This window comes from Pseudomonas sp. B21-040, from assembly GCF_024748695.1.
GTDB lineage: Bacteria > Pseudomonadota > Gammaproteobacteria > Pseudomonadales > Pseudomonadaceae > Aquipseudomonas.
Map to the genome: position 1 here is coordinate 1,364,474 of NZ_CP087176.1, position 17,264 is coordinate 1,381,737.

The 17,264-nt window shown below is 60.2% G+C and carries 19 protein-coding genes; 13 read left to right on the forward strand and 6 right to left on the reverse strand.

Annotation, left to right across the window (positions count from 1 at the left end; translation table 11 throughout):
* Window positions 1-13 precede the first annotated feature (13 nt).
* Complete coding sequence (locus LOY55_RS06125) at window positions 14-316, reverse strand: helix-turn-helix transcriptional regulator (protein WP_046029399.1); 303 nt, start codon at window positions 314-316, stop codon at window positions 14-16.
* Window positions 317-487: 171 nt separating this feature from the next.
* Here LOY55_RS06125 and LOY55_RS06130 point away from each other — a divergent pair, with 171 nt between their 5' ends.
* The gene (locus LOY55_RS06130; protein WP_109788047.1) at window positions 488-1,057 is read left to right on the forward strand and encodes an ACP phosphodiesterase; all 570 of its coding nucleotides are present in this window, start codon (window positions 488-490) and stop codon (window positions 1,055-1,057) included.
* A 107-nt stretch (window positions 1,058-1,164) separates the two neighbouring features.
* Here the strand turns inward: LOY55_RS06130 and LOY55_RS06135 are convergent, their stop codons facing one another.
* A complete protein-coding gene (locus LOY55_RS06135; RefSeq protein WP_223523949.1) occupies window positions 1,165-1,959 on the reverse strand; it encodes a 1-acyl-sn-glycerol-3-phosphate acyltransferase in 795 nt (264 codons plus the stop codon).
* Entirely contained in the window at window positions 1,959-2,714 is a 756-nt protein-coding gene (olsB, locus tag LOY55_RS06140) for an L-ornithine N(alpha)-acyltransferase (RefSeq protein ID WP_046029403.1), read from the reverse strand. The genes LOY55_RS06135 and olsB overlap by 1 nt, the downstream gene beginning before the upstream one ends.
* A gap of 154 nt (window positions 2,715-2,868) precedes the next feature.
* On the opposite strand from olsB, the gene LOY55_RS06145 reads away from it, so the two are divergent.
* The 5 genes from LOY55_RS06145 to LOY55_RS06165 all read left to right on the forward strand — a co-directional run bounded on the left by LOY55_RS06145 (window position 2,869) and on the right by LOY55_RS06165 (window position 7,266).
* Window positions 2,869-3,747 (forward strand): acyl-CoA dehydrogenase family protein, encoded by an 879-nt coding sequence (locus LOY55_RS06145; RefSeq protein ID WP_223523951.1) that lies wholly within the window; start codon window positions 2,869-2,871, stop codon window positions 3,745-3,747.
* Window positions 3,748-3,858: 111 nt separating this feature from the next.
* On the forward strand, window positions 3,859-4,953 hold the full coding sequence (locus LOY55_RS06150) for a serine hydrolase (protein ID WP_258667798.1): 1,095 nt from the start codon (window positions 3,859-3,861) through the stop codon (window positions 4,951-4,953).
* Window positions 4,950-5,279, forward strand: a complete 330-nt coding sequence (locus LOY55_RS06155) for an amidase (protein ID WP_077430759.1) — start codon at window positions 4,950-4,952, stop codon at window positions 5,277-5,279. The genes LOY55_RS06150 and LOY55_RS06155 overlap by 4 nt, the downstream gene beginning before the upstream one ends.
* A 237-nt stretch (window positions 5,280-5,516) precedes the next feature.
* Entirely contained in the window at window positions 5,517-6,107 is a 591-nt protein-coding gene (locus LOY55_RS06160; RefSeq protein ID WP_109787366.1) for a YceI family protein, read from the forward strand.
* 1 nt (window position 6,108) lies between these two features.
* The gene (locus tag LOY55_RS06165) at window positions 6,109-7,266 is read left to right on the forward strand and encodes a phosphatidylserine/phosphatidylglycerophosphate/cardiolipin synthase family protein (protein WP_046029409.1); all 1,158 of its coding nucleotides are present in this window, start codon (window positions 6,109-6,111) and stop codon (window positions 7,264-7,266) included.
* Window positions 7,267-7,410: 144 nt separating this feature from the next.
* On the opposite strand, the gene bglX is transcribed toward LOY55_RS06165, so the two are convergent.
* Window positions 7,411-9,702 (reverse strand): beta-glucosidase BglX, encoded by a 2,292-nt coding sequence (gene bglX / locus LOY55_RS06170; RefSeq protein WP_046029410.1) that lies wholly within the window; start codon window positions 9,700-9,702, stop codon window positions 7,411-7,413.
* A 236-nt stretch (window positions 9,703-9,938) separates the two neighbouring features.
* On the opposite strand from bglX, the gene LOY55_RS06175 reads away from it, so the two are divergent.
* The 4 genes from LOY55_RS06175 to LOY55_RS06190 all read left to right on the forward strand — a co-directional run bounded on the left by LOY55_RS06175 (window position 9,939) and on the right by LOY55_RS06190 (window position 13,477).
* The gene (locus tag LOY55_RS06175) at window positions 9,939-10,547 is read left to right on the forward strand and encodes a LemA family protein (protein WP_046029414.1); all 609 of its coding nucleotides are present in this window, start codon (window positions 9,939-9,941) and stop codon (window positions 10,545-10,547) included.
* A 50-nt stretch (window positions 10,548-10,597) separates the two neighbouring features.
* Complete coding sequence (locus tag LOY55_RS06180; protein ID WP_046029415.1) at window positions 10,598-11,353, forward strand: YgcG family protein; 756 nt, start codon at window positions 10,598-10,600, stop codon at window positions 11,351-11,353.
* Window positions 11,354-11,381: 28 nt separating this feature from the next.
* A complete protein-coding gene (locus tag LOY55_RS06185; RefSeq protein ID WP_046029417.1) occupies window positions 11,382-11,999 on the forward strand; it encodes a TPM domain-containing protein in 618 nt (205 codons plus the stop codon).
* Between the two features lie 263 nt (window positions 12,000-12,262).
* Entirely contained in the window at window positions 12,263-13,477 is a 1,215-nt protein-coding gene (locus LOY55_RS06190; protein WP_223523954.1) for an SAM-dependent methyltransferase, read from the forward strand.
* 83 nt (window positions 13,478-13,560) lie between these two features.
* Here the strand turns inward: LOY55_RS06190 and LOY55_RS06195 are convergent, their stop codons facing one another.
* Window positions 13,561-14,451, reverse strand: a complete 891-nt coding sequence (locus LOY55_RS06195) for a DMT family transporter (protein ID WP_046029420.1) — start codon at window positions 14,449-14,451, stop codon at window positions 13,561-13,563.
* Between the two features lie 295 nt (window positions 14,452-14,746).
* Between LOY55_RS06195 and LOY55_RS06200 the strand changes: the two genes are divergently transcribed.
* The 3 genes from LOY55_RS06200 to LOY55_RS06210 all read left to right on the forward strand — a co-directional run bounded on the left by LOY55_RS06200 (window position 14,747) and on the right by LOY55_RS06210 (window position 16,075).
* Entirely contained in the window at window positions 14,747-15,328 is a 582-nt protein-coding gene (locus LOY55_RS06200) for a DJ-1/PfpI family protein (protein WP_223523957.1), read from the forward strand.
* 14 nt (window positions 15,329-15,342) lie between these two features.
* Window positions 15,343-15,651 (forward strand): ribbon-helix-helix domain-containing protein, encoded by a 309-nt coding sequence (locus tag LOY55_RS06205; RefSeq protein ID WP_109787367.1) that lies wholly within the window; start codon window positions 15,343-15,345, stop codon window positions 15,649-15,651.
* Window positions 15,652-15,730: 79 nt separating this feature from the next.
* On the forward strand, window positions 15,731-16,075 hold the full coding sequence (locus tag LOY55_RS06210) for a YegP family protein (RefSeq protein ID WP_046029425.1): 345 nt from the start codon (window positions 15,731-15,733) through the stop codon (window positions 16,073-16,075).
* A 101-nt stretch (window positions 16,076-16,176) separates the two neighbouring features.
* Here LOY55_RS06210 and LOY55_RS06215 read toward each other — a convergent pair whose 3' ends face one another.
* Window positions 16,177-17,196 carry a DUF4917 family protein gene (locus LOY55_RS06215; RefSeq protein ID WP_109787368.1) on the reverse strand — a complete coding sequence of 340 codons (1,020 nt, stop codon included), beginning with the start codon at window positions 17,194-17,196 and terminating at the stop codon, window positions 16,177-16,179.
* Window positions 17,197-17,264 lie beyond the last annotated feature (68 nt).

Sequence of the window (17,264 nt, forward strand, 5' to 3'; positions counted from 1 at the left end):
CTGACGTTAAGGGTCAGAGCTCTTTACTGAAGGTTTTGAGGAACTCCTGAATGGTTTCCTCATTACGTTTGAAAAAATGCCACTGGCCGACTTTGCGGCTGCTGATCAGGCCGGCGCGTTGCAGGGTGGCCAGGTGCGCGGACACCGTGGACTGCGACAGGCCGCAACGTTGATCGATCTGCCCGGCGCAAACGCCGTGCTCGTTGCTGTGGGACTGGTCAGGGAATTCGACGGTCGGGTCTTTGAGCCAGTGCAGGATTTCTCGCCGTACCGGGTGTGCCAGGGCTTTTATTATTTCGTCGAGGTCAAGGTTCATGGTCGGGGGCTCGTGATGTGTAAAACGCTATATCGCGATGAAGCGAACTTTAAATCGGTATTTCGCGATATACCAATACGCATTCGATCTGATGACCGTGTAAATCGGTATATCGGGTTATAACGATACGTTGGGTGTAAAGAAACAAAGGCGCAGTGCTAAGCTGCGCCCATGAACTATCTCGCACATCTTCACCTTGGTGGCCAGCGTCCCGGCCAATTGCTCGGCAGTCTGTATGGCGATTTCGTCAAAGGACGGTTGCAGGGGCAGTTTGAACCCGATGTCGAAGCAGCCATCCAGCTGCATCGCAGCATTGACGTGTTTACGGATCGCCATCCGCTGGTGGATGCCTCGTTGTCGCGGTTCTCCACGACGCGCCGGCGTTACGCCGGGATCGTGCTCGATGTGTTTTTCGACCATTGCCTGGCACGGGACTGGACGCTATACGCCGATCGGCCGCTGGAACTGTTCACGTCAGATGTGTACCGGATACTGACCGCCGAGCCGCAATTGCCGGAACGCCTGGCCAGGATCGCACCGCACATGGTGGCCAATGACTGGTTGGGTTCTTACCGGGAATTCGAGGTGCTGGAGCAGGTGCTGCGGGGGATTTCTCAGCGGTTGACCCGACCTGAGGAACTGGCGGGGGCGATGCAGGAATTGCGACGGTTGTATGAACCGTTGAGCGAGGACTTCAGGTTGTTCTACCCACAACTCCAGGATTTCGCCCAAAACCGCTGACACAAATTTTGTAGGAGCAGAGCTTGCTCGCGATGAACGATAACGCGGTCATCAGTCAAACCGCGGTGCCCCAATCGCGAGCAAGCTTTGCTCCTACAGAAAAGCGGTTAGGCGGCGATCAGTTCGCCAGCACGACGCGGTTCGGCAGGTTTCGCCACTTCACCAAACAACGCCTTCTGCACCGCCTGCTGCGCTTCGAACGCCAGCGCCGCGCGCTCGCGACCTTCGCAAGCAATCGGCTTGAGCAGGTGAATCTCCACATCCCCCCGGTCGTTGGCGAACAAACGCATCAAGTGCGAGAGCAAATCATCATCGCCAATGAACGGTGCCAGCGTGTCGAGTTGACCGTCACGCAGGTAACGGATCGCCACCGGTTGCATTTGCACCTCGGAATCAATCGCCGCTGACAGCAAGCGACCATGGAAGGTGCGCAGCGAACGGCCATCGGTGGTGGTGCCTTCCGGGAACATCAACAGCGGATGCGCTTGTTCCAGGTGGCGGGTCATTTGTTTGCGGATCAACTGGCTGTCACCCGAGCCACGACGGATAAACAGACTGCCGGCCTTGGCTGCCAACCAACCGGCGACCGGCCAGGTGCGCACTTCGGCCTTGGACAGAAACGACAGCGGCGTAAGCATGCCCAGCAGCGGGATGTCGGTCCAGGACACGTGATTGCTGACCCAGAGCATCGGTTGCTTGGGCAGTTCACCATGAACGGTGACCTGGAAGGGCAGGGCATTGCTCAACCGCGCCATGAAAAATCGCGACCAGCGCTGGCGGCGGACCATCGAATGGGCGATGCCCATACGCTCGAAAGCCCCAAATATACTGGCCATGCTCAAACCCAGTGCGACCACGACAAGCACTCGCGCAATCCGCGCGTACACCCGCAAACGGATCATCACATGGCCGCCTTGAAGTGCTTGGCGTAACGCGGGCAGAGTTCATCGCGCTTGAGCAGGATGAAGACATCGGCCACCTGGAAGTCTTCGTCCCAGCACGGCTCGCCGCAGATTTTCGCGCCCAGGCGCATGTAGGCCTTGAGGAGCGGGGGCATTTCGGCGATGACGTTGGAAGGAATATCCAGGGTCGGCAGTGGCTTTTTCGGTTCGGCGCGCAGGTGTTCGGTGCACAGGTAGCGTTCGCGCAAACGCTGCATGATCGCGTGGGCCTGGATGCCGCCGTCCTGCATTGGAATGCTCGCGCAGCCCATCAAATAGCTGTAGCCGCCCTGATTCAACACCTCGGCCAGTTCGCCCCACAGCACCGCGATGGTGCCGCCGTTGCGGTACGCCGGGTCGACACAGGTGCGGCCGATTTCCAGAATCGGGCCTTTGAGGTGAACCAGGCCATGCAGGCTGAATTCTTCTTCGCTGTAGAACTTGCCCAGGCTGCTGGCCGCCGTGTGATCGAGTAAACGTGTGGTCGCCACCAGACGTCCGGTGTTCAAGTCACGCACGCCAATGTGGGCGCAGTGAACATCATAGTCATCCATGTCCAGACCCAACTCTGCGCCCTTCAGCTTGGCGTTGAACTCGCCGCTGAACACGTTGAAGCGTAAGGCCTGGGCTTCCTGCAAGGCTTGGCTGCCGATCAGGCGTTCGGCTTGCAGGCGGCGGTCGTTGCCGGTGTCGCGGATGCGGGCGATCTGAGTCATGGCGATTCTCCGTGCGGGCTGCTCACCCGTCTTGGGTTACAGCGGATCGACTTTCTTTATGCAGCCGTTTTGTGCAAGGTCAGGCTATGTAGCCCCGGTGTCATCGCCATTAAGCTTTGGTGATGCTTATATGACAGCCCACGAGGAGCCTCTTATGCCCTGGCAAAACCTGTTGAACCGCCACGACCGCCTGCCCGCCAACCCGGATCTGGCGGAAGGTTTCGTGACCTTGTTGCACCAGTTGGGCACGGTGACGCCGTTTGAGTTGGCCGTCGCTGGCGGGCGTTTGATGGCGACGCCGGGGCTGGCATTTCTGGTGGGGTATCAGGCGGCGTTGCGCATGCTCTGGCCGAGCGCACCGTTGAGCCTCGGCGCGTTGTGTGCAACCGAACAGCGCAGCCTGCGACCGGCAGACATGCAAACCCGCCTTACCGACCTGCGCCTGAGCGGGCGCAAGGATTTCGTCACGGCCGGTGATGCCGCGGAATGGCTGCTGATCGCTGCACGCAGCGAAGAAACCGGTGAATCGCCGCGCCTGAGCCTGGCGGTGGTCTATCCCGGCGAACCGGGCGTACGTCTGGAAAAACTCCCGGCGATCCCATTGATGCCGGACATCAGCCATGGCCGGTTGTTTCTCGACAACACCCTGTGCGAGTTGCTGGCGGGGGATGGCTGGGATGCGTACGTCAAACCGTTCCGCACCCTTGAAGACGTTTATGTGCTGAGTGCGATGACGTCGTGGCTGTATGGCGTCGGCCAGGACTGCGACTGGCCGCAAGCCTTGCAGTTGCGGTTACTGGCGTTGCTGGCCGGGTGCGCGGAAGCCAGCCGTCAGGCACCGAACAATGCCGCCGGGCATGTATTGCTGGGCGGGTTGTTTGCACAATTCGACGGGCTCAAGGCCGAGATTGATCAGGCAATGGCCGATGGTCCGGCGCATTGGGCGCAGATGTGGCAGCGCGATCGGGCGGTGATGGATCTGGCTGCGGGCGCGCGGGGGAAGCGGTTGGCCAAGGCACTCGCGGTGAACTGACGGGCCTCATCGTCGGAACGCTCGCGATGGCGGCCTCAAGGCCAATACAAATTCCAAAACTGTCATCAAGTCCAGCTAGGCTCAGCACGTTAATCCCTCCGAGCCCCTGCCATGTTCAAAGGCTTGTCCCTGACTTTCATGCTGTTGCTCAGCCTCCCGGCCCACGCCGAAAACTGGCCCGGCGAGCAATGGTCGAACGGCCCGACGGTTACCGGGCCGGCGCTTCAAGCCCTGGAAACCTACGCCTTCCCACCCCGCGACGACAGCACCCGAAAAGGCATTCGCACCGATGCGTTGCTGGTGATCCGCGACGGCCAATTGATCTACGAACGCTACGCCGGCCCGGCCCGCGCCGACACGCCACACTTGACCTGGTCGATCAGCAAAAGCCTCATGGCCACGGTGCTGGGCGTGGCCTATGGCGAAGGCCTGTTCAAACTCCAGGACCCGGTGCAGACGTTTTATCCGCCGATGAAACAACACCCCGGCGTGACCATGGCCGACCTGCTGCACTGGGCCTCGGGACTGGACTGGCAGGAAGACTACGAGTACGCCCCGTTGAAATCCTCGGTGGTGGCCATGCTCTACACCCGTGGCCATCAGGACATGGCTGCGTTCACCGCCGATCACCCCGAATACGCCGCACCCGGTCAGGCCTTTCGCTATTCCAGTGGTGAAAGCAACCTGCTCTCCGCCGCGCTGAAAAACATCGTCGGCCCTGCCCGTTACCCGGACTTTCCATGGACCGCACTGTTCGAGCCGCTAGGTATTCGTCATGCCGTTTGGGAAACCGATGCCACGGGCACCTTCGTCGCTTCGTCTTACGTCTACCTCACGGCTCGCGATCTGGCGCGGGTCGGTTTGTTGATGGCGCGCGACGGGCGCTGGCAGGGGCGCCAATTACTGCCCCGGGATTGGGTCGCCTTCAATCGCGAACCGTTCGCCCACTATCAAGCCCATCAGGATGACAGCGTGCCCGGTGGTCAGTGGTGGCTCAATCGTGCGGTGGCGGGCGCGCCACAACCCTGGCCTGATGCTCCCGCCGATACTTTCGCCGCGCTGGGACATTGGGGCCAGGCAATGTACGTAATCCCCAGCGAAAACCTGGTGATCGTGCGCTATGGCGATGATCGCGACGGCAGCTATCGGCACAACGATTTGCTCAAACTCACGCTCAAGGCGTTTGCCCAACAGGTGCAGCCATGAGCCGCCAAAGTGTTGTTCGCCGCCGACCGTTGAGCACGTTGCTGGTGATCCTGCTGATCGCCTTGCTCGGCTGGGGCTGGCAGGAGCGGGTGGCGCTGTGGGCATTCCCCGACATCATCAGCGCCTACACCGCCAAGGAATATTGCTCGTGCCGGTATGTAATGAACAACGAGACCGAGTATTGCCGCAGCTATGTAAAGCAGTGGCTGCCCACCAGCCGCTTCGTCGATGACTCTGCCAGCAAACGCATCACGGTCAGCGGCATGGGCCGCACCCACAGCGCCGCGTGGGTCGGCGAACGCCAGGGCTGCCGCCTGAATCCCTGACTCCCACGAACCTTTGTAGCAGCTGCCGAAGGCTGCGTCGGCCGGTCCGCGCTCGGGCGAAGCCGTCGTAAAACCAGGCGCCGCGGTACTTCAGGTTGCCCCCGGTAGGCAGGGTTTGACGACTGCTGCGCCCGAGCGCGGACCGGCCGACGCAGGCTTCGCCAGCTGCTACAGGCTTGCATCTTGCTCACGGACGGTTAAGGTTCAGCACAGGTTTATCTGCCCCCATGAGTCTTTATGTTCAACCGCTTCCACGCCAAAACCTTCGCCTTCCTGCTGTTGGCCGGTGCCACGCTGTCGGCCCACGCCGATTGGTACCTGGACGGCGAGTCTTCGCGGCTGTCGTTCGTCAGCACCAAAAACGCCAACATCTCTGAAGTGCAGCGCTTTCTGGTGTTGCACGGCAAGGTCGATCCCAATGGCCTGGCCGAAGTGGAAGTGGAGCTGGAATCTGTGAACAGTGGCGTTCCATTGCGCGATGAACGCATGCGCAAGCAGCTGTTCGAGATTGAGAAATTTCCCGAAGCACTGATCACCGCGCAGATCGATCTGCGCCCGATCAACGATCTCGCGCCCGGTGCGCAGTTGGAGTTGCGTTTGCCGCTGACCGTCAACCTTCACGGTAAAACCCACGAGTACAACGCCGAACTGCTGGCGACGCGGCTCGATGACCGGCGATTTCAGGTGGTGACACTGGAGCCACTGGTGATCAATGCCGAAGACTTTGATCTGGTACCCGGACTGGAAGCGCTGCGCAAGCTCGCCGATTTGTCGGCCATCAGTCTGTCGGTACCGGTGGGTGCGGTACTGATTTTCACGGCGCGCTGACATGGCCGGTGCAATTTTCCCCTGGCGTGAAGGCAACCACTTTGAACTGCTGGTCGACGGTCCGCAGTTCTTCCCGCGCATGTTGGTCGCGATTGCCCGCGCCGAAGAACAGGTCGAGTTGGAGCTGTATCTGGTCGAGGCCGGTGCCTGCGCCGAAGCCATGGTCCAGGCACTGGTCCAGGCGGCTGAGCGTGGTGTTCGCGTGCGCTGCCTGTTCGATGATTACGGCAGCCTGGCGTTCACGCTGACTTTGCGTCAGCGTCTGACGGCGGCCGGGGTCGAACTGCGTTTCTACAATCGCCTGAACTGGCGGCGCTGGGTCGGCAACTTCTACCGCGATCACCGCAAGCTGTTGCTGGTGGATCAGAGCCTGGCCGTGGTCGGTGGCACGGGCGTCACCGACGAGTTCTGGACGCCGGGTGAAGACACCAGCGAATGGCATGAAGTCATGGTGGAAATCACCGGGCCCTTGGTCATCGACTGGCAGTTGCTGTTCGATCGCCAATGGATCGCCAACCGCCATCGGCGTGCCTGGAAACCGGCCTCGCATTTCGGCTTGCCGCGTCTGCCGCGAGTGCCGTCGATGGGCGAGGGCATGGGCCGGGTGGCCTATGCCGACGCCCGTCAGCATCGCGATATTCTGCAATCGCTGATCAGGGCGTTGAACAGCGGCCAGCGCCGGATCTGGCTGGCGACCCCGTACTTCCTGCCGACCTGGAAAGTCCGCCGTTCGTTACGCCGGGCCGCGGCCCGGGGTGTCGATGTGCGCTTGCTGCTCACCGGACCGCGCACCGATCACCCCTCGGTGCGCTACGCAGGGCATCGCTACTACCCGCGATTGCTCAAGGCCGGCGTGAAGATTTTTGAATACCAGCCGTGTTTCCTGCACCTGAAAATGGTCTTGATCGATGACTGGGTGAGCATCGGCTCGTGCAATTTCGATCACTGGAATCTGCGCTTCAACCTTGAAGCCAACCTTGAAGCGCTCGACCCTGGGCTGACGCGGGCAGTGGCGGGGAGTTTCGAGCGCGACTTTGCGCAGAGCCTGGAAGTCAGCCTCGAAGAATGGCAACGCCGGCCACTGTGGAAGCGGATCAAGCAACGGATCTGGGGATGGGTGGATCGGGTGGTGGTGAATTTGCTGGGTGGCCGGGGTTAGTGCTTACTCAGCCACACCCAAAAAACCACTGTGGGAGCCGAGCTTGCTCGCGATTGCGGCTTAACATTCAACGAAGATGCTGAATGTGATGGCCTCATCGCGAGCAAGCTCGGCTCCCACAGTTGTTATGTGTTTCCTACAGGATTACAGCAATTCAAAGCTCTGCTGCGTCACGTCCTCGGAGTTCAGGCCGATCTGCACGTTGAACTTGCCCGGCTCGGCTGCGAACTTGAGCTGTGCGTTGTAGAACTTCAGGTCGTCCTCGGTGATGGTGAAGTGCACGACTTTCTGTTCGCCGGCCTTGAGCATGACTTTCTGGAAGTTCTTCAACTCCTTGAGCGGCCGGATCATCGAACCGGTCACGTCCTGAATGTACAACTGCACCACGGTTTCGCCGTCACGCTTGCCGGTGTTTTTCACCGTGACGCTGGCGTCGAGCTTGCCGGTCTTGTTCAGCGTGGTCGACGACAGGGCCATGTCGCTCAGGCTGAAATCGGTGTAGCTCAAGCCGAAGCCGAACGGGAACAGCGGGCCGGTGGTGTCATCGAAATACTGCGACGTGTAGTTGCCCGGTTTGCCCGGTGTGAATGGTCGGCCAATGCTCAGGTGGTTGTAGTAGGTCGGAATCTGGCCTACCGAGCGCGGGATGGTGATCGGCAGTTTGCCCGACGGGTTGTAGTCGCCGAACAGCACGTCGGCAATCGCGTTGCCGCCTTCGGTGCCGCTGAACCAGGTTTCCAGAATCGCGTCAGCCTGTTCCTTCTCTTCGAGAATCGACAGCGGACGGCCGTTCATCAACACCAGCACCAGCGGTTTGCCGGTGGCTTTCAAGGCTTTGATCAATTCGCGCTGGTTGGGCGGGATGTTGATATCGGTGCGGCTCGATGATTCGTGCGACATGCCGCGGGACTCGCCCACCGCTGCGACCACCACATCGGCATCCTTGGCGGCTTTCACCGCTTCGTCGATCAGCACTTGCGCCGAACGCGGATCGTCTACCACTTCCGGGGCATCGAAGTTGAGGAAGTTGAGGTAACCGAGGACTTTGGGGTCGCTGGTGATGTTGGCGCCACGGGCGTAGATCAACGTCGATTGCGAACCCAATGCTGTGGTCATGCCGTCGAACAGCGTGACCGATTGCGCAGGGCGACCGTTGGCGGCCCAGCTGCCCATCATGTCGATCGGTGCCTTGGCCAGCGGACCCACCAAAGCGATTTTCGCGGTTTTTTTCAGCGGCAGGATTTCGCCCTGGTTTTTCAACAGCACCAGACTGCGGCGCGCGACGTCGCGGGCCTCGGCGCGGTGCAGGCGGCTATCGGCATTGGTGTCGGCCGGATCATCCTCGGCCTTGCCGATGCGCAGGTACGGGTCCTTGAACAGGCCCATGTCGTACTTGGCCGCCAGCACTTCACGCACGGCGTTGTCGATGTCGCTTTGTTCAATTTCGCCGGCCTTCAACAGCCCAGGCAGCTCTTTGCCATAGAGGGTGTCGTTCATGCTCATGTCGATACCGGCCTTGATCGCCAGCTTCGCGGCTTGGCGGCCATCGGCGGCAACGCCGTGCTTGATCAGCTCGAAAATCGCCCCATGGTCACTGACGGCCAGGCCTTTGAAGCCCCACTCCTTGCGCAACAGGTCATTCATCAGCCAGGTGTTGGCGGTGGCCGGCACGCCGTTGATCGAGTTCAGCGCAACCATCACCCCGCCAGCACCCGCGTCAATCGCGGCGCGGTAAGGCGGCAGGTAATCCTGGTACATCTTGATCGGGCTCATGTCGACGACGTTGTAGTCGCGGCCGCCTTCGACGGCGCCGTACAAGGCAAAGTGCTTGACGCTGGCCATGATGCTGTCGGCCGCATTTGCGCCGGTGCCCTGGAACGCCTTGACCATGACGCCGGCAATGCGCGACACCAGGTAGGTGTCTTCGCCGAAGCCTTCGGAAGTACGGCCCCAACGCGGGTCGCGGGAGATGTCGACCATCGGAGCGAAGGTGAGGTCGACGCCGTCCGATGAGGCTTCCTTGGCGGCGATGCGCCCGGACAGGCTAATGGCGTCCATGTCCCAGCTCGAGGCCAGGGCCAGCGGAATCGGGAAAATGGTGCGATGGCCGTGGATCACGTCGTAGGCGAAGAACATCGGGATCTTCAACCGGCTGCGCATGGCCGCGTCCTGCATCGGACGGTTTTCCGGGCGAGTGATCGAGTTGAACGTGCCGCCGATGTTGCCGGCCGCGATTTCCTTGCGGATCAGTTCGCGGGGCATTTCCGGGCCGATGCTGATCAGGCGCAACTGGCCGATTTTTTCATCGAGGGTCATCTGCTTCATCAAATTGTTGATGAAAGCGTCCTTGTTCTCTAGAGGTGCGGGCGTCGTGGCGGCCAATACGTTATGACTGGCCAGGCCGACGAACAGGCCCAGCAAACACAGCTTCTTCATGAATTTTTTTCTCAAAAGCCCAAACGGCTGTGAATACGCGCCGGTCAGCCAAAAGTTAGGGAGCGACTATTGTTGTTCAGGTAAATGCATGCACACTTGCCCAGCGTTTTGCGCTGGGGGCATCTTTTAGCCCATTGGCTCGATGCAATCCAGTGGCGGCGGCAGATTATGCCCCAAGTGCCCGGTCAGAGGGGTGCAGGTTGTTATTCAACGGAATGTGCCAGGGAGTGACCCAAATGAATGTACGACACCACTATCGGTCGAGCCTGCAGGTGGCCGCCTTGTTGTTGCTGGCCAGCGTGTTGACGGGCTGCGGCATCAATACGATTCCGACCCTCGACGAACAGGCCAAAGCCGCGTGGGGCCAGGTTCAGAACCAGTACCAGCGTCGTGCCGACCTGATTCCAAACCTGGTGGAAACCGTCAAAGGCTACGCCAAGCATGAAGAGGAAACCCTGACCGCGGTGATTGAAGCACGGGCCAAGGCAACGTCCATTCAAGTGGATGCCAAGACCCTCGACAATCCGGAAAAACTCAAACAGTTCCAGCAGGCCCAGGATCAACTGACCGGTGCCTTGAGCCGTTTGATGGTGGTGTCCGAGCGTTATCCGGACCTCAAGGCCAACCAGAACTTCCTGGCCTTGCAGTCGCAACTGGAAGGCACCGAGAACCGTATCGCTGTGGCGCGTCGTGATTTCATCCTCGCGGTGCAGAAATACAACACAGAAATCCGCACCTTTCCAGGGCGCCTGTGGCACAGCGTGATGTACAGCGATTTGCCGATCCGCGAAACCTTCGAGGCGACCACGCCCGATGCCGACAAAGCGCCCCAAGTGAAATTTTGATCGGTTGAAGTGCTGAGCGACTCAACGCATCACCACGGATGAGGTTGCCAATGCGCGTGTTGAAAGTGGGCCTGATGTTGTTGTTTTGGGTGTTTGCCCTGGCGGCCCAGGCTGAACTGAAATTTCCATCGCTGACCGGGCGTGTGGTCGATAACGCCCAGATGATCGAACCGTCGGTGCGCGAGCAGCTGACGCAGCAACTTCAGGCCCATGAATCGGCCACCGGCGAGCAACTGGTGGTGGTCACGCTCCCGGACTTGCAGGGCACCGACATTGCGGACTTCGGCTATCAACTGGGGCGTTACTGGGGCATCGGCCAGAAAGATAAAAATAACGGCGCGCTGCTGATCGTCGCGCGCGATGAGCGTAAATTGCGCATCGAAGTCGGCTACGGCCTCGAAGACCGCCTGACCGACGCGCAAAGTTCGGTGATCATCAACCAGGTGATCACCCCGGCATTCAAGACCGGCAACTTCAGCAAAGGCATCAGCGACGGGGTCGCGGCGATGCTGGTGGTGCTGGGCGGTAGCTCGCTGGATGAACCGTCCACGGTTTACGAGCCGCGAGGTGACGAGGACAGTGACTTCGTTGCGCGCCATCCCGGCGTCTTCGTGTTTCTGGTAATGCTGTTCATCCTGACGATTTTCGTCTTGCAGATGCTCGGGATTCTGCCGGTCGGGCGAGGAGGCTCGGGCGGTTCCAGCGGTGGCTTTGGCGGTGGCGGTTTTGGTGGCGGCGGTGGAGGCGGGGGCTTCAGCGGCGGCGGGGGCAGTTTCGGGGGCGGCGGTTCGTCGGGCGGCTGGTGATAACAATAATGATCAGGCACTTTTAAACATGGCATTACTGACTGAACACGAACAACGCAAGGTGGCCGAGGCAATCGCCCGGGTCGAGCGTGACACCGACGCCGAGCTGGTGACGGTCCTCGCGGCCCGCGCCGATGACTACGCGTACATCCCGCTGCTGTGGGCCAGCCTGCTGGCGCTGATGGTGCCGGGAATCGTGCATTACCTGACCGGCTGGTTGACCCTGCACAGTTTGCTGCTGGTGCAATGGATCCTCTTCATCGCGCTGTGCCTGGTATTCCGCATTCCAAAAGTCACCACCTACCTGATCCCGCGCTCGGTGCGGCACTGGCGTGCATCGAACCTGGCACGCCGGCAATTCCTGGAGCAAAACCTGCACCACACGGTCGGCAGCACCGGCATGCTGATTTTTGTCTGCGAAGCCGAGCGTTATGTAGAAATCCTGGTGGACGAAGGGATTTCCAGTCGGCTGGATAACAAGAACTGGGATTCGATTGTGGCGGCGTTCACCCAGCAAGTGAAACAGGGCCAGACGTTGCAAGGGTTTGTGACCTGTATCGAGGCCTGTGGTGAGTTGCTCAAAGTGCATGTGCCCGTGACGCAAGTGCGCAACGAGTTGCCGAACCGGTTGGTGGTGTTGGGCTAAATGCAGGCCGCAACTCACTTCCCTGTAGCAGCTGGCGAAGCCTGCGTCGGCCGGTCCGCGCTCGGGCGCAGCAGTCGTAAAACCAGCACACGCGGTGCATCAGGAAGACCGTGCTAACCGGTTTACGACTGCTGTGCAGTCGGACGCAGGCTTCGCCAGCTGCTACAGATCGCACCGTTCGGGAAATTACCCGTGCCCTGCATCCACATCCCCCCTAAAATACCCGCCATTCCCCGATTCGCCCCGTCCGAGGCCGTTTTTACATGTCCGTCACCGCCACTCCCGCCAGCCTCGCGCCGGATCACCACGCCCAGTTCATCGACCTGCTGCAAACCAGCCTCGACGCCAACGCATTCATCAAACTGGTATTGGCCAAGTACGTCGGCACCGAAGCGGACTTGCAGCGGCTGATCATCAAGCAAACCACGGTCAAGGATCAGCCTTGCCTGTCCTTCGTCTACCGCTATAAAACCCGCGATATCACCAAAAACCTGGCGCTGGCCGAAGGCGTCGCGACCATTGCCGCTTTGCTGCCGGCCTCGTTCAAAAATGCGCATTTGTTGTCGTTGACGGACGAAGCCCAGCTCGAATACAGCAAAAAGGGCAAGTCTTCGCTGTTCAAGAGCAAACCTCAGCAATTACGTGAAGTACCGTCCGCCGAGCACAACCGCGAGAAAAACCGCTTCCTCGACCTCAGCCGTCCGTTCCTCGCCGACCTTGGCGTGACCAACAGCAAGCACGAGCTGATCCCGGCGATGTCGCGCAAGTGGAAGCAGATCAACAAGTTCATCGAAGTCTTCAGCCATGCACTGACCACCTCGCCGCTGGCGCTGGACAAACCGGTGCAAGTGGCGGATTTCGGTTCGGGCAAGGGTTACCTGACGTTCGCCATCCATGACTACCTGCGCAACACCTTGAACGCCGAAGGTGTGGTGACGGGCGTCGAACTGCGCGAAGAAATGGTCAACCTGTGCAACGCCGCGGCTGCGAAGCTTGAGCATCCAGGGTTGGCGTTCAAGTGCGGGGACGTGCGCAGCGTGGCGCCGAGCGAGCTGGACGTGATGATCGCGCTGCATGCCTGCGACATTGCCACGGACTACGCGATTCACACTGGCATCCGTTCCGGCGCGTCGATCATCATGTGCTCGCCGTGCTGCCATAAACAGATTCGCCTGCAAATCCAGAGCCCGGCATTACTCAAGCCGATGCTGCAATACGGCCTGCATTTGGGTCAGCAGGCGGAAATGGTCACTGACAGCCTGCGTGCGCTGTACCTTGAAGCCTGCGGCTACGAAACCAAGGTGTTCGAGTTCATCTCGCTGGACCACACCAACAAGAACAAGATGATTCTGGCGGTCAAACGCGCCGAGCCGGTGGACCCGACTCAGCTGTTGGTGAAGATTGAAGCGCTGAAGGATTTCTACCACATCAGCGAGCATTGCCTGGAGACCCTGCTGCGGGCTGACGGCTTCCTCTAAACACGACACTCCTGTAGGAGCACTGCTTGCTGGCGATGGCGATTTCAAAGGCGCCATCGCCAGCAAGCTGTGCTCCTACGGGATTACGCGGTGGCCACACGCGCCGGTTTGACTGCTGTCTTGCGCCCCAACATCACCGTCACGATCACCCCGGCGGCAAACAGCCAGGTGATCGGCTCGATGTGCTCGCCGAAGAACAGTGCCGAGAAGGCGATGGTGAAGAAGATCTGCAGCAGCTGGATCTGACTGACCCGGGCAATACCGCCCATCGCCAGCCCGGCATACCAGGCAAAGAAACCGATGAACTGCGAGAACAGCGAGACGTAACCAAACGCCCACCAGGTCTTGGCCGAAATCTCGCCCTGATGCTGCAACGCCAGGTACACCACTGGCCCGATCAGCAGCGGCGTCGAGAGCACCAGCGCCCAGCAGATCACCTGCCAGCCGCCCATCTCCTTGGCCAGCCGACCGCCCTCGGCGTAGCCCAAACCACCCACGGCAATCGCCCCGAGCATCAGCAAATCACCGGCCTGAATGCTGCCGGCGCCGCTGATCAACGCATAACCCAGCACCAACGCACTGCCCAGTGCGGCGCAGGCCCAGAAGGCTTTCGACGGTCGTTCGTGGGACAACCACGCGGCGTACAGCGCCACGCACAGCGGTTGCAGGCCGTTGACCAATGCCCCGTGGGACGCCGGCAAGGTTTGCATGGCCCACGCCGACAACACCGGAAAACCGAGAATGACCCCGGCGATCACCAGCGTCAGGCCTTTGACCTGCTTCCAGGTTGGCCATTTCTCCCGCCGCCACAGCAACAACAACGCCGCCGGCACCGCCGCAAACAGCGCCCGGCCCAGGCCGTTGAGCAGCGGATGCAGTTCCTGCACGACGATGCGTGTGAAGGGCAGGGTGAGGCTGAAGATCACAACGCCGAGCAGGCCGAGGGCCATGCCGGTGTTTTCGCGCGAGGACATGATGGCAACCAGAATCGAGGGTGGCGGGAAGAGTCTTCATCTAGCCACAAACCGCGCCGGCTGCGCTGTTACAGCTAGGCGCAGAGTTATCCGTACAGTTTGAGGACGTTATCGCGGGCAAGCCATGCTCCCACAGTTGACCGCATTCCAAAGGGAGACTCGGTCAACTGTGGGAGCATGGCTTGCCCGCGATGAACGATGACGCGATCCGTCAGGTAGTAGCTGGTTATTACCCGACCTGCCGGATAGGGACTACCTTGAATACTCCCAAGCATTTCCCAGAGGAGTTCTCCCCATGGCGGCTAAAAAAATCCTGATGCTGGTCGGCGACTACGTCGAAGACTACGAAGTAATGGTGCCATTCCAGGCACTGCTGATGGTCGGTCATACCGTGCACGCCGTCTGTCCGGACAAAATCGCCGGCCAGACTGTGCGCACGGCCATCCACGATTTCGAAGGCGACCAGACGTACAGCGAAAAGCCCGGCCACCTGTTTGCCCTGAACTTCGATTTCGCCAAGGTCGCTGAAGCGGACTACGACGCGCTGCTGATACCGGGTGGTCGTGCGCCGGAGTACCTGCGCTTGAACGAAAACGTCCTGGGCCTGGTGCGAGCGTTCGACAAGGCCGGCAAGCCGATTGCCGCCGTTTGTCACGGCGCGCAATTGCTGGCCGCAGCTGGCGTACTCGAAGGTCGCGAATGCAGCGCCTACCCGGCCTGTGCTCCGGAAGTGCGTCTGGCCGGCGGTACGTACATCGACATCCCGGTGACACAGGGCCACGTTCAAGGCAATCTGGCCACAGCCCCGGCCTGGCCGGCACACCCGAGCTGGCTCGCGGGTTTCCTGGGTTTGCTGGGCACCAAAATCACGCTGTAACGAGGGAATTGTCCATGTGCGAGCTCTACGTCAAGGCCGATCCGATCCTCTACGAATCGCGCTCTCGCTCGCTGCGCATCTGCGGGGTGGTGACGACCCTGCGGCTGGAGAATCAGTTCTGGGACATCCTCAGTGAGATCGCCGAGGTCGACGGCATGAGCACCAACCAACTGATCGCCAAGCTGTACGAAGAAGTGATGGATTACCGGGGGGAAGTGGTGAACTTTGCGTCGTTCTTGCGGGTGAGTTGCATGCGGTATCTGAGTCAACGAAGGGGGGTGGCGCCAGAGTTGTCGGTGGTTCGGACGGTGACCCGACAATGAGGTCGGTTCAGGCGACAAATGTCCCTGGCGGGTCTTTACTCTGAAGCGCCAAACCTCTCAATTGCCAAGGAGAAAGAGCATGTCTGGATGGTACGAATTGAGCAAAACCAGCAGCGGCCAGTTTCGCTTTGTATTGAAAGCGGCCAATGCCGAAACCATTCTGAGCAGCGAGCATTACACGACCCGTGGCGCTGCTGAAAACGGCATTGCCTCGGTGCAGAAAAACAGCCCGCTGGATGAGCGCTACGAGAAAAAGACCACCAAGGATGGCCATCCTTACTTCAACCTCAAGGCGGCCAACCACGAAATCATCGGTAGCAGCGAAGCCTATTCCTCCGAGGCCGCGCAGGAAAAAGGCATCGCCAGCGTGAAGGCCAACGGTCCGACCACGGTGATCAAGGACAAGACGTTACCGGTGCTCTAAACAACAACCTGCTCTCACACTGGATCTGAGGTGTTCACATCCTCTGTGGGAGCGGGCTTGTTCCGGGCGGCATTGCGACAAAGGCGTCGAGCCCGTCAACGCTAAACCTCAACCGGAACCGTCAGCTTCGGACTGCCCAGGGCATGGGTTTTAGAATCAAAGAACCGCAGCTCACTTCCAGTCCCCTCAAACACCTTCGCGTAATGGCGCTTCTGATGCTCAATAAACGCCTTGCTGCGCGGGTAGATCGAGATCGCCACCACCTTCGGCTGCGCTTGGCGCAACGCATGAACAATGTGGCTGTCCTGCTCGCCCAGGGCATGACCGAAGAGGCACAACCCCTCTGCGTGCCCCAATAACTGCTCATAACAAAACGACAAATAGTCCGAGCTGCGAATGGTCTTGAGCTTGTCCTGCGCCGGCCCTTCGTTGACGAACAGCGGCACGTCATCAAGGGTCTTGATCGTATTGTTGATCGCAAAACTGCCGAGCAGCGTGCCCTCGGTCGACATCAGTTTGCGCGCCGTGCCGTCCTGGTTGCGCACCAGATGCAGGCCGCCGTGCAGGTACAGCAAACGGGTTTTATCGGTCGCCGTGGCGCTCAGGTCAAAGCCCGGCTCGGTGCCCTGGAACAGGTCGCTGACCGCGCCCGGTTGATGCTGGATGGCCCAGTAGTTGAGCAGGTCATAGTTGGTGGTGAACACCGTCCGGTAGCTGGCCAGTTCCTGGTTGATAGCCGCCAGGGTCGAAGGCACCACCAGTCGCCACGGAATGTGGACCGCATGCACGGTGTTGATCAGCGCTTCCTTGATCGCGTAGTAGCGATTGCGCGGTGCGGCAGAACTCACGGCCAGCGCCTTGTTGACCCGGCTCGTGGTTTTCAGGGCGCTCAGCACTTGCTCGAAACTGCGTGTCTGCATCGCCTCGAACACGCTCAGCTCCGATTGGCTCAGCGGTTTTTCTTCGACGGTGCGTGCATTCTCGAACAGCGAGTCGTAACCAAAATCGTCCCACACGGCGCGGCTGGCGCCGTTGCCCACCAGCAAACCGCTGAACGAGGCGGTGGCGCGCAAGGCGTTCCAGTCTTCAAGTTGGGCATCAACATCCTGGAAATCGGTCATTGCGGTCAATGTCTCAAAGCAAAAGGTCTGATGGGCGGCGACTTTATCACGACCATGACTTGAGCCAG

Coding starts and splice junctions, on each gene's coding strand:
- LOY55_RS06125 (WP_046029399.1), bottom strand. CDS start 316: ATGAACCTTGACCTCGACGAAATAATAAAAGCCCTGGCACACCCGGTA.
- LOY55_RS06130 (WP_109788047.1), top strand. CDS start 488: ATGAACTATCTCGCACATCTTCACCTTGGTGGCCAGCGTCCCGGCCAA.
- LOY55_RS06135 (WP_223523949.1), bottom strand. CDS start 1,959: ATGATCCGTTTGCGGGTGTACGCGCGGATTGCGCGAGTGCTTGTCGTG.
- olsB (WP_046029403.1), bottom strand. CDS start 2,714: ATGACTCAGATCGCCCGCATCCGCGACACCGGCAACGACCGCCGCCTG.
- LOY55_RS06145 (WP_223523951.1), top strand. CDS start 2,869: ATGCCCTGGCAAAACCTGTTGAACCGCCACGACCGCCTGCCCGCCAAC.
- LOY55_RS06150 (WP_258667798.1), top strand. CDS start 3,859: ATGTTCAAAGGCTTGTCCCTGACTTTCATGCTGTTGCTCAGCCTCCCG.
- LOY55_RS06155 (WP_077430759.1), top strand. CDS start 4,950: ATGAGCCGCCAAAGTGTTGTTCGCCGCCGACCGTTGAGCACGTTGCTG.
- LOY55_RS06160 (WP_109787366.1), top strand. CDS start 5,517: ATGTTCAACCGCTTCCACGCCAAAACCTTCGCCTTCCTGCTGTTGGCC.
- LOY55_RS06165 (WP_046029409.1), top strand. CDS start 6,109: ATGGCCGGTGCAATTTTCCCCTGGCGTGAAGGCAACCACTTTGAACTG.
- bglX (WP_046029410.1), bottom strand. CDS start 9,702: ATGAAGAAGCTGTGTTTGCTGGGCCTGTTCGTCGGCCTGGCCAGTCAT.
- LOY55_RS06175 (WP_046029414.1), top strand. CDS start 9,939: ATGAATGTACGACACCACTATCGGTCGAGCCTGCAGGTGGCCGCCTTG.
- LOY55_RS06180 (WP_046029415.1), top strand. CDS start 10,598: ATGCGCGTGTTGAAAGTGGGCCTGATGTTGTTGTTTTGGGTGTTTGCC.
- LOY55_RS06185 (WP_046029417.1), top strand. CDS start 11,382: ATGGCATTACTGACTGAACACGAACAACGCAAGGTGGCCGAGGCAATC.
- LOY55_RS06190 (WP_223523954.1), top strand. CDS start 12,263: ATGTCCGTCACCGCCACTCCCGCCAGCCTCGCGCCGGATCACCACGCC.
- LOY55_RS06195 (WP_046029420.1), bottom strand. CDS start 14,451: ATGTCCTCGCGCGAAAACACCGGCATGGCCCTCGGCCTGCTCGGCGTT.
- LOY55_RS06200 (WP_223523957.1), top strand. CDS start 14,747: ATGGCGGCTAAAAAAATCCTGATGCTGGTCGGCGACTACGTCGAAGAC.
- LOY55_RS06205 (WP_109787367.1), top strand. CDS start 15,343: ATGTGCGAGCTCTACGTCAAGGCCGATCCGATCCTCTACGAATCGCGC.
- LOY55_RS06210 (WP_046029425.1), top strand. CDS start 15,731: ATGTCTGGATGGTACGAATTGAGCAAAACCAGCAGCGGCCAGTTTCGC.
- LOY55_RS06215 (WP_109787368.1), bottom strand. CDS start 17,196: ATGACCGATTTCCAGGATGTTGATGCCCAACTTGAAGACTGGAACGCC.